Raw genomic sequence first — 13790 nt, forward strand, 5'->3', positions numbered from 1 at the left:
GGCAGGCGCTCAGGGAACAACCTGACCTTCCTGACACAGCTGCCCGGCCAGCATGCCCAGGGTCATCAGCGCGCGCTCGGCTTCGCGGTTCCACGGGATGCCGCAGTTCAGGCGGATGCAGTGGTTGAACTGCTCGGTATTACTGAAGATCAGCCCTGGCGCGATGCTGATGCCCTGCTGCAGGGCGCGCACGTGCAGGTCCTTGGTGTTGACCCGCGCCGGCAAGCTGACCCAGAGAATAAAGCCGCCCTTGGGCCGGCTCATCTGCGTGCCTTCGGGAAAATACTGCTGCACCGCCAGCTGGAAGGCGCTGAGGTTCTTACGGTACTCCTGGCGAATAAAGCGCAGGTGGCGGTCGTAACCGCCGTTCTCCAGATAGGCCGCTACCGCCATCTGCGTCACGCTGCACGCCGAGTGGGTGCTGAAGGTCTGCAGTCGCTGGATTTCATCCTGATACTTGCCGGCGACAATCCAGCCGATGCGTACACCGGGTGAGAGGGTCTTGGAGAAGCTCGAGCAATACACCACCCGCCCTTCGCGGTCATGGGATTTGAGCGCCTTGGTCGGGCCCTGCTCGAACATCAGTTCGCCATAGATATCGTCTTCGATGATCTGGATATCGTAATCACCGGCCAGACGCAGCAACTGGCGCTGACGCTCTTCGGGAATGGTGCCGCCCAGCGGGTTGCTCAGCCGCGCGGTCAGCACCAGCGCTTTGATCGGCCATTGGTTGGCAGCCAGTTGCAGGGCTTCCAGGCTGATGCCGGTGGTCGGGTCGCTGGGAATCTCGATGACCTTCAGGCCGAGCAGGTCAGCCAGTTGCAGCAGGCCGTAATAGGTCGGCGACTCGGCGGCGATCAGATCACCCGGCTTGGTCAGCACGCGCAGGCTCATCTGCAGGGCATCCACGCAGCCGTGGGTGATCACCACCTCGGTCGGGTCCACCACCACACCGGCATCACGCATGCGGATCGCCACCTGGCGGCGCAGCGGCTCAAAGCCCGGACTGAACATATAGCTAAAAGCCCGTGCACTGTGAAAACGGGTGACCTTGGCCAGTTGCTGGTGCAACGCGCGCACCGGCAGGTAATCCACATGCGGCACCGCTGCGCCGAGGGGAAACACACCCTCGCGGCGTGACTCGGTGAGCACCTGATTGATGATGCTGCTGCGCGTGACCAATCCAGGGCGCTCTACGCGGGCAATATCGGGAGTGGGCGCGGTCAGGGCTGGGGTCTGGTGGACATAGAAGCCTGACTGCGGGCGGGCGCGAATCAGGCCCTGATCTTCCAGATTGGCGTAGGCCTGCAACACCGTGGCGTGGCTGACACTGAGCTGCGCACTCATCTTACGCACCGAAGGCACACGCTCACCGGGCTGGTAGACGCCACGGCGGATGTCTTCCGCCAGCTGCTGGGCAATGCGCTGATAAAGCAACAGATTGGTCATGACCGCGTTCCTGCTTGACTGAACCGTAACAGTAAACCGGGCATTTATAATTGCACCGGTACAGCTCACTGAATTGTGGGCGATACAGTGCCAATCTGCCAGGACTGTAACGGTTCAATCATTCATTGTGCGGATTGTGCAACTTCACCTGAAAACACCCCGTAGTCGTTAACTCACCCAAATAGCAGGCAATAAAAAGCCCCGGCTAACCGAGGCTTTTAACGGCAGAAGGCTAGCGTGACGAGCCTAAGTTACCTTGCTCATCAGAGAACACGATCTCCACCCGGCGGTTCTGCGCCCGACCTTTGGCCGAGGCGTTTTCGGTGACCGGGAAGCTCTCGCCATGGCCCTGTACTTCGATACGCTTGGCATCAATGCCCAGATCGACCAACACATCGGCCACGGCCTGAGCGCGTGCGCGAGACAGTTCAAGATTTTCCTGTGCATCGCCGCGGCTGTCGGTATAGCCCTCAATGCGCACGACACGTCGAGGGTTAAGCTGAAGGAACTGCACCAGCTTCAACACGGTGCGATTGGCCGACGCCTTGAGGTCACTGTGGCCAGCATCGAACAGCACATCGCCCAGGGTCATCACCAGGCCACGTTCGCTCTGAATCGTCGCCAGGCTCACCATCTGTTCCTCAAGCCAGTTGCTCTGATCCTGCACGCTGAGCAGCTTGGCTTCACGCAAGGCCAACTGTAGGCGCTGGCGTTCCAGCTCCAATTTGACTGCACGCTCCTGGTTCAGGTTAAGCGCGCTCTTCTGCTTGGCAATCGCACTGTACTGCTGACTGAGGTAAGCATAATGGCTGACATCATCGGTACTGCCCCAGTAGCTCGACAGGCGATCGGCTTTGGCCAACGACTCGCCCGCGCGAATCAGGTCCTTAGGTGCGCTGCGCAACACATCGGCATCTTCTTTGACCTGCTGAAAGGCCGTATGCGCGGCCTGCAGAGCCTGATCACTGGAGTTATGCGATGACGCACAGCCTGCCAACAACACGGCCGCGGCAAGTCCTAACAGGCTGAGCGGAATAGGCTTCATTGCAAGCCTCCCAGCTGCTTGCGCAAACGATTGATGGCGTTGCTCAACTCAGCCAATTGCTGCTGGCTTTTTCCGGTCAGATGTTCCGCTTCGGCCAGACGCGCATCCAACTCAGCCTGCTCGGCATGCACCCGCGCTTGCTTGTAATCCTCGTCGGCCATGGCGGCTTGCGCCAACACAAGCTTTTCCTCGGCCAGACGCAATGAGGCCGATTGTTCGGCGGCCATACCCAATGCCTTGGCCTGGCTGAGGGCTTGCTCGGTCAAGCGAAGCTGCTCGTTAGGCGCAGGGTCGGATGCACAAGCGCTGAGCATGAGCGGCAGCAAGGCCGCGCAGATACGTCGATAAATCACAGGTATTCCCTACTGTTCAGTGTCAGCACTGGGTGTGAGCTGTTGATCTTTCCAGCGCTGTAGATTGCGCTGCAGCAAATCGTCCGGCAAACCACTGGCAACTGCCTCGTTCATTTTCTTCGCCAACATGCCGCGCAGCCACGCGTCATTGCAGGCCGAGTTATGCGACAGCGTCAGGTATAAGCCTTCACTGGAGATCGGCGGGTCAAGCACCAGCAAATCGTCTTGCATGCCGAGACTATCAGCCAGCGCCTGCCCCGGATAACGCTCATACAGCACGTAATCGGTGCGCCCCAGCAAAAGCTTCTGGAACGCCTGGGTCAAGCTGGCAACGCCCTCCAACGTCAGGTTGCTCTTGGCGTACGCATCAAAGGTCTGACCAAAGCTGTTATTGACCAAGGTATCGCCTGTTCGATTGCGCAGGTCATCCCAGCCGGCATAAGGGAACTCAGCACCGCGATGTACCCACACCACGCTGGGGGTGAAGTAGAACGCGGGGTGTACATAGTCCATGCTTTCCAGGCGTGGCAGCGTCAGAAATGCACCGGCAATCAGGTCAACACGCCCGGTGCGCACCTCATCCTGAGCCCGCGACCAGGGCCCGGTGTAGATGATATCCACGACAACGCCCAGCTCTTTGGCCAGGTGCTGCAACAGATCGGCATTGGCGCCAATCAGTTGCTGGGGGTTCTGCGGATCACGCCACAGGTATGGCGGATACTCCGGATTACCGGTCGCCACCAGGCGCTCGCACTTGCCTGCGGCCACGGCAAACGCTGGCATCAGCAATAAAGCGAACACTTGAAGAACCGACCTATAAAAACCACGCTCAAGCATTGGCGACTTCTCGACTTAACCTTGGATGGGCGTCTGCGGCCACACATCGGGGGGATTTCTGAATCATGCTAGCTTAATACGCATTCATACAAATTCGCGATAAAGACTAGCCATGAAAAAACTGATCGCCGCATTGGTGCTGCTGTTCGCAGGCAGTGCCGCCCTGCTCTACCTGTCGCCTGCTGCCTTGTTAACGACCCTACAACTGGTGGAGCGGCAGCGTGCCGGGCTGAGCCTTAAACAAATCAGCGTGAGCGATCTTAACATTCATTACTACGAGGGCGGCCCAAGCAGCGCACAAACCATCCTGATGGTGCACGGCTTTGCTGCCAACAAGGACAACTGGCTGCGCTTCGCCCGCTACCTCAGCCAGGATTACCGCGTTATAGCCCTCGACTTGCCAGGTTTCGGCGCCAGCGATAAACCTGCTGGCAGCTACGACGTAGGCACCCAGACCGAGCGACTGGCCAGCGTGATTGATGCACTGGGAATTGAGCAGCTGCACCTGATCGGCAACTCCATGGGTGGGCATATCAGCGCTCTGTATGCCGCACGCTACCCGCATAGAACGTTATCTCTGGCGTTACTCGACAACGCCGGCATCACATCGCCACACCCCAGCGAATTGATGCAACGATTACAGCGCGGCGAACCTAATCCGCTGGTGGTGAAAAGCCCTGAGGACTTTCAGCGCCTATTGGACTTCATCTTCGTGCAGCCGCCCTACCTGACCGAATCGCTCAAGCGCTATTTCGCCGAGCAGGCCATCGCCAACAGTGCCCACTACGACCAGATATTTGTCCATTTGATCGAGCGCTATATCCCGCTGGAGCCTGAACTACCGAAGATCCAAGCGCCAACGCTGATCATCTGGGGCGACGAAGATCGGGCCTTGCACGTCTCCAGCATCGAGGTTATGCAACCGCTGCTGCGCAAACCCAGCGTGACCATCATGGCGGATACCGGCCATGCGCCGATGATCGAACGTCCCCAGGAAACCGCCGAACACTACCGAGCCTTTCTCCAGGCCCAGCAGAACTAACGCGAAAGAGCGGGCATAAAAAAACCCGCTCAATGAGCGGGTTTTTTCTGCACTAGGGAACCCGGCTTAAACCAGTTTCTCCAGCTCAGGCACAGCTTCGAACAGGTCAGCGACCAGGCCGTAATCAGCCACCTGGAAGATCGGCGCTTCTTCGTCCTTGTTGATCGCAACGATCACTTTGGAATCTTTCATACCGGCCAGGTGCTGGATCGCGCCGGAGATACCGACAGCGATGTACAGCTGCGGGGCAACGATCTTACCGGTCTGACCGACCTGCATGTCGTTCGGCACGAAACCAGCGTCAACTGCGGCGCGCGAGGCACCAACAGCGGCGCCCAGCTTGTCAGCCAGCGCGTACAGGTGCTTGAAGTTGTCACCGTTCTGCATACCGCGGCCGCCGGAAACGACGATCTTGGCAGCGGTCAGTTCAGGACGATCAGACTTAGCCAGTTCTTCACCGACGAAAGCCGATTTGCCAGCGTCAGCTGCGCCGCCAATGGCTTCAACGGCAGCGGAACCGCCTTCAGCAGCAACCGGATCGAAACCAGTGGCACGCACGGTGATCACTTTAACGGCAGCGGAAGACTGCACGGTGGCGATGGCGTTACCGGCATAGATCGGACGCTTGAAAGTGTCGGCGCTTTCAACAGCGATGATTTCCGAGATCTGATCAACGTCCAGCGCAGCGGCAACGCGCGGCAGGATGTTCTTACCATTGCTGGTAGCAGCAGCCAGGATGTGGCTGTAGCCCTTGCCCAGTTCGGCAACCAGCGGCGCAACGTTTTCCGGCAACTGATGCGCGAAAGCAGCGTTGTCAGCAACCAGTACTTTGGCCACGCCAGCAATCTTGCCAGCAGCATCGGCAGCAGCGCCGCACGCGGAGCCGGCTACCAGAACGTGGATGTCACCACCGATCTTCGCTGCAGCTGCAACAGTGTTCAGCGTGGCAGGAGCCAGGGCGGCATTGGTGTGTTCAGCGATAACCAGGATAGTCATTTAGATTACCTTCGCCTCGTTCTTCAGTTTCTCGACCAGTTCAGCCACGGACTTGACCTTGATGCCGGCGCTGCGAGTAGCAGGCGCTTCGACTTTCAAGGTTTTCACGGTGGAAGCGGTAGAAACACCCAGGTCGCCCGGGGTAACGGTTTCCAGCGGCTTCTTCTTGGCTTTCATGATGTTCGGCAGCGACGCATAACGCGGCTCGTTCAGACGCAGGTCAGTGGTCACGATGGCCGGCAGGCTCAACGCAACGGTCTGCAGACCGCCGTCGATTTCGCGGGTTACGTTGACCTTGTCACCGGCAACTTCCACTTTGGAAGCGAAGGTGCCCTGGCCGAAACCAGTCAGCGCGCCCAGCATCTGGCCGGTCTGGTTGTTGTCGCTGTCGATGGCCTGTTTGCCCATGATCACCAACTGAGGCTGCTCTTTGTCGACCACTGCCTTGAGCAGTTTGGCCACAGCCAGAGAGTTCAGCTCGTCGGCAGACTCAACCAGGATGGCACGGTCAGCACCCAGCGCCAGCGCGGTACGCAGCTGCTCTTGAGCAGTGGCCGGGCCGATGGTTACGACAACGATCTCGCTCGCCACGCCTTTTTCTTTCAGGCGTACAGCTTCTTCCACGGCGATTTCGCAGAAAGGGTTCATCGACATCTTGACGTTGGCAAGATCAACGCCGCTGTTGTCCGCTTTGACGCGAACTTTGACGTTGTAGTCGACCACTCGTTTGACAGCTACAAGAACCTTCATGGATTCCTCGTTACTCTCCGGTGAATAAGAATGTCGCCAGAAGCGAACATGGCGGGAACTGCAGACCGGCCGGAACCGGGAGTCGACCAATAACGGCAGACACAAAACCGACCGTATCTTGACCGCACGACCTAGACTGGTCAATACAACGAAGCGGCCAATCGTCAGCGATGTAGTAAGATTCTAACAGCCCTACAGAAAATTCAAACAAACGTTTGTATTGGCCCATTCGAAGGGTCTGGATATAATGCGCCAGCATCGCTCACGGAACGAGCTCGATCGCCAAATAAAATTAGAGAGCCCTGAGTAGGAGATAGCCTGTGGAACGCGAATTTATGGAATTCGACGTCGTCATCGTCGGCGCCGGCCCAGCTGGTTTGTCCGCCGCCTGCCGACTGAAGCAGAAAGCCGCCGAAGCCGGCAAAGAAATCAGCGTCTGCGTGGTCGAAAAAGGCTCCGAAGTCGGCGCGCACATTCTTTCAGGCGCGGTGTTCGAGCCGCGCGCACTGAATGAACTGTTCCCAGATTGGAAAGAGCTCGGCGCCCCGCTGAACACTCCGGTCAAGCGTGATGACATTTACGTTCTCAAGAATGCCGAGAAAGCATCCAAGGTTCCGGACTTCTTCGTACCCAAGACCATGCACAACCATGGCAACTACATTATTTCTCTGGGCAACCTGTGCCGTTGGCTGGCGCAGCAGGCGGAAAACCTCGGCGTAGAAATCTACCCGGGCTTCGCCGCTCAGGAAGCGCTGATCAACGAAGAAGGCGCGGTCTACGGCATTCTCACTGGTGATCTGGGTGTTGACCGCGAAGGTCACCCGAAAGAGGGTTACTACACCCCAGGCATGGAACTGCGCGCCAAGTACACACTGTTCGCCGAAGGTTGCCGCGGCCATATCGGCAAGCAGCTGATTAAAAAATTCAACCTCGACTCCGAAGCCGATGCTCAGCATTACGGCATCGGCATCAAGGAAATCTGGGACATCGACCCTGCCAAGCACGAACAGGGCCTGGTAGTTCATACCGCCGGCTGGCCGCTGGATATCGTTGCCAGCGAAAACACTGGCGGCTCCTTCCTCTATCACCTGGAAAACAACCAAGTGGTAGTCGGCCTGATCGTCGACCTGTCGTACAGCAACCCGCACCTGTCGCCGTTCGATGAGTTCCAACGCTACAAGCACCACCCGGTGATTGCCCAGTACCTGGAAGGCGGCAAACGCGTAGCCTATGGTGCTCGCGCCCTGGCTAAAGGCGGCATCAACTCGCTACCGAAGATGGTCTTCAACGGCGGCGCCCTGATCGGTTGCGACCTCGGCACCATGAACGTGGCCAAGATCAAAGGCAGCCACACCGCTATGAAGTCCGGCATGCTCGCTGCTGAAGCAGTGGCTGACGCACTGTTTGCAGGCAAGGAAGGTGGCGACCAGCTGACCGGCTATGTCGATGCATTCAAGGCCAGCTGGCTGTACGACGAACTGTTCCGCACCCGTAACTTCGCGCCAGCAATGCACAAGTTCGGCCCACTGATGGGTGCTGGCTTCAACTGGCTGGATCAGAACATCTTCGGCGGCAAACTGCCCTTTACCCTGCACGACACCAAGCCGGATTACGCCTGCTTGAAACCGGCTGCAGAGACGCAGAAGATCAGCTACCCGAAACCCGATGGCAAGCTCAGCTTCGACAAGCTCAGCTCGGTATTCCTCTCCAACACCAACCATGAAGAGGAACAACCCTGCCACCTGAAGCTCACCGACCCGAGCATTCCGCTGAGCAAGAACCTGCCAATGTACGACGAACCGGCGCAGCGCTACTGCCCGGCCGGCGTTTACGAAATCGTCACCAAGGAAGATGGCGAGCAGAAGTTCCAGATCAACGCGCAGAACTGCGTGCACTGCAAAACCTGTGACATCAAGGACCCTGCCCAGAACATCAACTGGGTGGCCCCTGAAGGGACAGGCGGGCCTAACTACCCCAACATGTAAGACACAAAAAAGGCTCCCTCGGGAGCTTTTTTATTGCGCTGAATACAACCGCCAGCGGGAGAGCCGATCAGTCCGGCTGCGGCCCAATGGGGAAGAATTCACCAGCGCTCCACACACCCAGCCAGGTCTTGCCATTGATCTCGCGTGGTACCGCCAGCTCGACCAGCTGATAAAACACATTACGGTGGATCAGCGCTTCAAGATTGCTGCGTACCAATACATAGGGCGCCGGTTCTTCGGTCACAGCATCCAGATCGACCCGCAGAGGGTGTTCGGCACCTGCCACCACCTCATCCTCGACATTGGTGACAAAGCGCAGCACCTGCGCCTCGCCCTCACCTTCTACCTGCAGACTGATCGCGACAAAGGGCGCGTCATCCACCTGAATGCCGACCATCTCCACCGGCGTCACCAGCACGTACTTATCGCCATCGCGGCGAATGATGGTGGAGAACAGTTTTACCATTGGCTTGCGACCAATCGGCGTCCCCATGTAATACCAGGTGCCATCGCGGGCGATGCGCATGTCGATATCGCCACAGAACTCCGGGTGCCACAGGTGCACCGGTGGCAAGCCCTTGCCCTCGCCTTTGGGTATCTGCGCCAGCAGGTCGCCGGCCTTGCCTGAATCAGTCATCACTCAACGCCCCAAACCCAATAAACGCCGCGCATAATCTTGCAACGCTGGACCAATCAAGTCCTCAGGCTTGGCATCATAAAGCGTGAGGAAGCCTCCGCGGCTACGAATACGTGTGGTATCGACCAAATAGCGAGTATTGGTCTCGATCAGCATCAACTGAATCCCCCCGCGATCAGTACCCAGCCGATCCAGCGCCTCCTGATCTTCCCACTCCTCCACCGTGCCGATACGGTCATCGGCATAGGCGAAACGGCTGTACAGCAGGTAATGTGCACCCGCCTCGCGCGCCTCGGCCAGCGACTCGTCCAGACCTAATGGCGCCTTGGCGCGCTGCACCATGGGGAAGTACTCAACAAAGCCCTTGTAAGCTTCCTCAGCCACCACATTAGGCCGTGGATAGGCACCACCGGGCGGCACAAAATGCCCTTGGGCGATGTAGATGACGGAATCAGCCTGCAGACGCCACGGACTGGCCCGACGCGTCTGGCTGTGATCCAGCACGCCCACATCACGCAACTGATAGATCGCCTCATCCGCCAGGTCACTGGCCTTCATGCAACCACTCAGCAGCACCACACCGACTATCAGCAACACACTACGCATCACGCATCTCCCGCAGCCGGTGACAGAAAACCGGCGGATAGAGCCTAGATGCAGATTTCACGCCACCTGCTGCGCATCAAAGCCCGCGCTGCCACTCCTGACGTAACCGCGCCTGTTGCGGCTGCTCGATGGCTTGCCGTACCTGTGCCAGCAGACGCTGTTTGTCAGCGCCAAGAGTGCCCTTGAGCACCAGATAATTTGAGGCATGGTCACTGCGGAATACCGTATCGCGCAGCTCCAACCTCTGTAGCAGTCGCTCCACTTCAACAAACAGCTGCTGCTGACCGAGCGGCCGGAAGTCGGCAAACCCTTCGCGAAACCGCGCCTCACCAGTCGGAAAACTCACCACCAAGGTCGAGAGAAATTCCGGCTGCGATTCATTCATCAAACGCGCCGAATTATCCGCATGCTGCTCACTCAAGCTTGTGCCGCCGAGGCCATTGAGGATCATCACCGAACGAGTGATGCCAGCCTGGCCAAGCTTGTCCAGAGCACTGAGGCTTGACTCGTAGGTTTCGCCTTTGTTGACCCGTGCCAGCACCTCGTCATCACCCGACTCGCAGCCCACATAAGCCATGCGCAGGCCGGCGTCGGCCAGCTCCTTGAGCTCATCCACGGATTTCTTGCGCAAGTTGCGCGGCAGGCAGTAACTCGACACTCGCTCGACTTCTGGCATGTGCTCGCGAATCGCTTGCAGAATGGTCAACAAGCGTCGTGTCGGCAGCACCAAGGCATCACCATCGGCTAGAAAAACCCGCTGCACGATCATCTTCTCGCCGGTCAGGCGAATCTCGTCGAGCACCTGCGCCTCATCGCGAGCACGGAATTTCTTCTGTTCCTGAGTGTACATTTCACAGAACGTGCACTTGTTCCAAGAGCAACCATTGGTCACAGGCAGGATCAGCGAATGGGCTTCGCTGGGCGGTCGGAACACCGGCTCGATATAGCTGATAGGGAAATCTTGCATGGTCTTCACTCAAGGCAGGTGGCGTTCTTAGCCGCCAATAATCTTCATCACAGTCGCACCGCCAGAGAATGCCAGATCCTGTTTGTCGCCCAGCGCCTTGACCAACAGGCCTTGCAACGCAGGCAACGCCTGGTGGCGCGGTTTTTCGAGCAAATCGCCCACATAGTGGCGATTACTCGATGACAGGCAACCATGCAGCCAGCCGGTCGAGGACAGGCGCAGCCGCGAGCAGGTACGGCAGAACGGCACACTTTCATTGGCGATCACACCGAAGTGGCCCACTTCAGGAATGGCGAAACGCAGCGCGGTGGCATCCAGCGGCGCGTGAGCCTGAATATAGTCGTAGCGGCTGCCGATCAGCGCCAACAGCTCCGGCATGCCGACAAACTGGCGCTGGAAGCTGTTGCCGTCGCGGGCCAGGTGGCCCATACGCATCAGCTCGATAAAGCGCAGCTCGAAGCCATTGGCCAGGCAGTAGTCGAGCAGTGGCAGCACCTGATCAAGGTTCTGCCCACGCAACGGCACCATATTGACCTTGATCTGCATCCCTGCCGCGCGCGCTTGCTGCAGACCATCGAGCACTGTCGCCAGATCGCCGCCACGGGCAATGGTGCGAAATGCCGCAGCGTCGAGGGTGTCCAGAGAAATATTCAAGCGGCGGATGCCGCATTCCAGCAGCAGCGGCAGCTTGCGCGCCAGCAGCTGGCCATTGCTGGTTAAGCTGATATCGGCCAAACCGAGCTGACTGACGCCGCGCAAAAAAGCGTCGAGTTTGGGGCTGACCAGCGGCTCACCGCCGGTGATGCGCAAGCGCTCAATACCGGCGGCTTCAATCAGATAGGCCACGCCACGCAGCATGGCCTCGGCCGAGAGCTCGTCCTGAGCGGCTACCAGCCGCTTACCATCGGGCACGCAGTAGGTGCAGGCATAGTTGCAGGCGGCGGTCAGGCTGATCCGCAGATTGCGAAAACGCCTGCCCTGGCGGTCAACGATCATGCATGACTCCAGCAAAGGTAGGCGCCGAGTATAGGGGCGCCGCCAACGCAGCAGATTCGTTATCCACCCGCTGAATACCTCAGCTAGCCGGGGTGTCGCCCTCACGCTTGCGCTTATTGCCCATGCGCACGCCGATATCCATGAGGAACTGGAAGAAACCTTCCTGATCTTCCAGCACGTTGCTCCAGAACGGCGAGTGATACAGCGCCACAGCGCCGTGCACCAACGCCCAGGCGGCGCAGTAATGGAAATACGGCGGAACGTCTTCCAGCTTGCCTTCGGCGATGCGGCCCTTGATCAGCTGGGTAAGACGCTCAAAGTTGGAGGCGCGGATCTTGTGCAGCTGCTCGACCATCTCCGGCACTTGGTTGCCTTTAACCACCTTTTCTTCCAGGCGATCAAACAGGCGGTAGCGCTGCGGATCGCGCATGCGGAACTCGAAGTAGGCGCGTGACAGGGCTTCCTTGTCACGGTCGACATCGGCCGAGTGCAGCAGCTCGTTGAGATCGCGCTCATAGTCGAGCATCAGGCGCAGGTAGATCTCCGCCTTGGACTTGAAGTGTTTGTAGATGGTGCCTTTGCCAATACCAACCGTGTCGGCAATCATCTCCACAGTCACGCTGTCTTCACCCTGATCGAGGAAGAGCTTCAGTGCTGTGTCGAGAATTTCCTGTTCGCGGCGGCGAAACTCACGGACCTTGCGGGGTTCTTTATGCATAAAAGGACTACGGGGTCAAAAAAACGAAGGCGCGTATTATGCCTAACTAACGGTAAATTGCACGGATCATCCGACCATGTACGCAGTTCATGACGAGTTTCCGCAACTTCCCGGCCTGCGCTATCTGAACCACGCAGCCGTTTCTCCTTGGCCACAACGGGCAGTCGATGCGGTCAACCGCTTCGCCAGCGAGAACGCTCGCACCGGCGCCCGCGACTACCCGGCATGGCTGCAGGTCGAGCGGCGCCTGCGTGAGCGCCTACAGCGTTTGCTCAACGCGCCCTCGCATAGCGATATCGCGCTGGTGAAAAACACCTCAGAAGCCTTGTCCTTTGTCGCCTTCGGCCTGGATTGGCGGCCTGGCGATCAAGTGGTGATCAGCGACGAAGAATTCCCCTCCAACCGGATTGTCTGGGAAGCGCTCGCACCTCAGGGCGTCGAAGTCGTGCAGGTCAATCTGCATCAGGGTTATGCCGAAGCCGCCCTGCTCGCCGCCTGCGGCCCGCGCACCCGGCTGATGGCGATCAGCGCCGTGCAGTACGCCAGCGGCCTGCGTTTGGACCTGCCGCGCTTAGGCCAGGGCTGCGAGGCGCGCAGCGTGCTGCTGTGCATCGATGCGATCCAGCAGCTCGGCGCCCTGCCCTTCGATGTGCAGGCCAGCCAGTGCGCCTTTGCCATGGCCGACGGCCATAAATGGTTGCTCGGCCCGGAAGGCCTTGGGGTCTTCTATTGCCGCAGCGACCTGCGTGCGCTGCTCAAGCTGCATGAATACGGCTGGCATATGCTCGAACATGCCGGCGACTACCAGCGCACCAGCTGGGAACCCGCCCAGAGCGCTCGGCGTTTTGAATGCGGCAGCCCGAACATGCTCGGTGCGATGGCGCTGGAAGCCAGCCTTTCGCTGCTGGAAGAAGTGGGTATGACGGCGGTCGAAAACGCCCTGCAGGAGCGCATGCAATGGCTACTGGATGGGCTGAGCAAAATCTCTGGTGCGCACCTGCACAGCGCCGTGGAACGCCAGCAGCGCGCCGGCATCCTGACTTTCAGCCTGGATGGCTGGGACAATTCGGCGTTGATCAGTCAACTGAAACAGCAGCAGGTGATCTGTGCGCAACGCGGCGCGGGTATCCGCCTGTCGCCTCATTTCTACACAGAACCTCGGGTTATTGAGGAGGCATTGGCGCTGCTGCAGCAGTTGGCGACTGCTTGAGGACTCAGCAGCGCGATCTGTATTCCAAATCCGTTTAAGAATGACGGCAAACGGCCTGGACGTTCGGCAATCTTCACCAATACTGAGGATTACTGGTGTGCGGCGTATCCCCCAAGCGCCCCGCCAGGCAGGGTACCGTGGACCGCGTACCTTGATTTACTCCTAATGGTCTTAACCCGGTCTCATCCCCCAGAGGCCG

The 13790-nt window shown here is 58.8% G+C and carries 14 protein-coding genes; 3 read left to right on the forward strand and 11 right to left on the reverse strand.

What is annotated here, in order from left to right; genetic code table 11:
- Window positions 1–9 precede the first annotated feature (9 nt).
- From HBN63_RS07675 to HBN63_RS07690, 4 genes are all read right to left on the reverse strand, one after another.
- Window positions 10–1449 (reverse strand): PLP-dependent aminotransferase family protein, encoded by a 1440-nt coding sequence (locus HBN63_RS07675; RefSeq protein WP_170048999.1) that lies wholly within the window; start codon window positions 1447–1449, stop codon window positions 10–12.
- 232 nt (window positions 1450–1681) lie between these two features.
- Window positions 1682–2494, reverse strand: a complete 813-nt coding sequence (locus tag HBN63_RS07680) for an OmpA family protein (RefSeq protein ID WP_170049000.1) — start codon at window positions 2492–2494, stop codon at window positions 1682–1684.
- Window positions 2491–2847: a DUF4398 domain-containing protein gene (locus HBN63_RS07685; RefSeq protein WP_282875515.1), complete on the reverse strand. Its 357-nt coding sequence runs from the start codon at window positions 2845–2847 to the stop codon at window positions 2491–2493. Before HBN63_RS07685 ends, HBN63_RS07680 begins: the two co-directional genes overlap by 4 nt.
- Before the next feature lie 9 nt (window positions 2848–2856).
- Window positions 2857–3630 (reverse strand): transporter substrate-binding domain-containing protein, encoded by a 774-nt coding sequence (locus tag HBN63_RS07690; RefSeq protein ID WP_256665679.1) that lies wholly within the window; start codon window positions 3628–3630, stop codon window positions 2857–2859.
- Between the two features lie 166 nt (window positions 3631–3796).
- Between HBN63_RS07690 and HBN63_RS07695 the strand changes: the two genes are divergently transcribed.
- Window positions 3797–4726, forward strand: a complete 930-nt coding sequence (locus HBN63_RS07695) for an alpha/beta hydrolase (RefSeq protein WP_170049001.1) — start codon at window positions 3797–3799, stop codon at window positions 4724–4726.
- 66 nt (window positions 4727–4792) lie between these two features.
- On the opposite strand, the gene HBN63_RS07700 is transcribed toward HBN63_RS07695, so the two are convergent.
- The gene (locus HBN63_RS07700; RefSeq protein WP_167141134.1) at window positions 4793–5722 is read right to left on the reverse strand and encodes an FAD-binding protein; all 930 of its coding nucleotides are present in this window, start codon (window positions 5720–5722) and stop codon (window positions 4793–4795) included.
- On the reverse strand, window positions 5723–6472 hold the full coding sequence (locus tag HBN63_RS07705; protein ID WP_090247968.1) for an electron transfer flavoprotein subunit beta/FixA family protein: 750 nt from the start codon (window positions 6470–6472) through the stop codon (window positions 5723–5725).
- Window positions 6473–6792: 320 nt separating this feature from the next.
- On the opposite strand from HBN63_RS07705, the gene HBN63_RS07710 reads away from it, so the two are divergent.
- Window positions 6793–8457 (forward strand): electron transfer flavoprotein-ubiquinone oxidoreductase, encoded by a 1665-nt coding sequence (locus HBN63_RS07710; protein WP_170049002.1) that lies wholly within the window; start codon window positions 6793–6795, stop codon window positions 8455–8457.
- Between the two features lie 67 nt (window positions 8458–8524).
- Here the strand turns inward: HBN63_RS07710 and HBN63_RS07715 are convergent, their stop codons facing one another.
- The 5 genes from HBN63_RS07715 to HBN63_RS07735 all read right to left on the reverse strand — a co-directional run bounded on the left by HBN63_RS07715 (window position 8525) and on the right by HBN63_RS07735 (window position 12381).
- A complete protein-coding gene (locus tag HBN63_RS07715) occupies window positions 8525–9094 on the reverse strand; it encodes a DUF1285 domain-containing protein (protein ID WP_170049003.1) in 570 nt (189 codons plus the stop codon).
- 3 nt (window positions 9095–9097) lie between these two features.
- Window positions 9098–9700, reverse strand: coding sequence for a DUF4823 domain-containing protein (locus HBN63_RS07720; RefSeq protein ID WP_170049004.1), 603 nt, complete (start codon window positions 9698–9700; stop codon window positions 9098–9100).
- 76 nt (window positions 9701–9776) lie between these two features.
- The gene (locus HBN63_RS07725) at window positions 9777–10667 is read right to left on the reverse strand and encodes a radical SAM protein (protein ID WP_170049005.1); all 891 of its coding nucleotides are present in this window, start codon (window positions 10665–10667) and stop codon (window positions 9777–9779) included.
- Window positions 10668–10694: 27 nt separating this feature from the next.
- On the reverse strand, window positions 10695–11663 hold the full coding sequence (locus tag HBN63_RS07730; protein WP_170049006.1) for a radical SAM protein: 969 nt from the start codon (window positions 11661–11663) through the stop codon (window positions 10695–10697).
- A gap of 79 nt (window positions 11664–11742) precedes the next feature.
- The gene (locus tag HBN63_RS07735; RefSeq protein ID WP_090247979.1) at window positions 11743–12381 is read right to left on the reverse strand and encodes a TetR/AcrR family transcriptional regulator; all 639 of its coding nucleotides are present in this window, start codon (window positions 12379–12381) and stop codon (window positions 11743–11745) included.
- Window positions 12382–12457: 76 nt separating this feature from the next.
- Here HBN63_RS07735 and HBN63_RS07740 point away from each other — a divergent pair, with 76 nt between their 5' ends.
- On the forward strand, window positions 12458–13591 hold the full coding sequence (locus HBN63_RS07740) for an aminotransferase class V-fold PLP-dependent enzyme (RefSeq protein ID WP_170049007.1): 1134 nt from the start codon (window positions 12458–12460) through the stop codon (window positions 13589–13591).
- Window positions 13592–13790 lie beyond the last annotated feature (199 nt).

The organism is Pseudomonas sp. WS 5011 (genome assembly GCF_012985775.1).
Taxonomy (GTDB): Bacteria; Pseudomonadota; Gammaproteobacteria; order Pseudomonadales; family Pseudomonadaceae; genus Aquipseudomonas; species Aquipseudomonas peli.

What these genes read in the sequence shown, in the direction of transcription:
- HBN63_RS07680 (WP_170049000.1), bottom strand. Translation starts at nt 2,494, where the DNA reads ATGAAGCCTATTCCGCTCAGCCTGTTAGGACTTGCCGCGGCCGTGTTG.
- HBN63_RS07740 (WP_170049007.1), top strand. Translation starts at nt 12,458, where the DNA reads ATGTACGCAGTTCATGACGAGTTTCCGCAACTTCCCGGCCTGCGCTAT.
- HBN63_RS07675 (WP_170048999.1), bottom strand. Translation starts at nt 1,449, where the DNA reads ATGACCAATCTGTTGCTTTATCAGCGCATTGCCCAGCAGCTGGCGGAA.
- HBN63_RS07715 (WP_170049003.1), bottom strand. Translation starts at nt 9,094, where the DNA reads ATGACTGATTCAGGCAAGGCCGGCGACCTGCTGGCGCAGATACCCAAA.
- HBN63_RS07690 (WP_256665679.1), bottom strand. Translation starts at nt 3,630, where the DNA reads ATGCCAGCGTTTGCCGTGGCCGCAGGCAAGTGCGAGCGCCTGGTGGCG.
- HBN63_RS07725 (WP_170049005.1), bottom strand. Translation starts at nt 10,667, where the DNA reads ATGCAAGATTTCCCTATCAGCTATATCGAGCCGGTGTTCCGACCGCCC.
- HBN63_RS07695 (WP_170049001.1), top strand. Translation starts at nt 3,797, where the DNA reads ATGAAAAAACTGATCGCCGCATTGGTGCTGCTGTTCGCAGGCAGTGCC.
- HBN63_RS07700 (WP_167141134.1), bottom strand. Translation starts at nt 5,722, where the DNA reads ATGACTATCCTGGTTATCGCTGAACACACCAATGCCGCCCTGGCTCCT.
- HBN63_RS07720 (WP_170049004.1), bottom strand. Translation starts at nt 9,700, where the DNA reads ATGCGTAGTGTGTTGCTGATAGTCGGTGTGGTGCTGCTGAGTGGTTGC.
- HBN63_RS07730 (WP_170049006.1), bottom strand. Translation starts at nt 11,663, where the DNA reads ATGATCGTTGACCGCCAGGGCAGGCGTTTTCGCAATCTGCGGATCAGC.
- HBN63_RS07735 (WP_090247979.1), bottom strand. Translation starts at nt 12,381, where the DNA reads ATGCATAAAGAACCCCGCAAGGTCCGTGAGTTTCGCCGCCGCGAACAG.
- HBN63_RS07705 (WP_090247968.1), bottom strand. Translation starts at nt 6,472, where the DNA reads ATGAAGGTTCTTGTAGCTGTCAAACGAGTGGTCGACTACAACGTCAAA.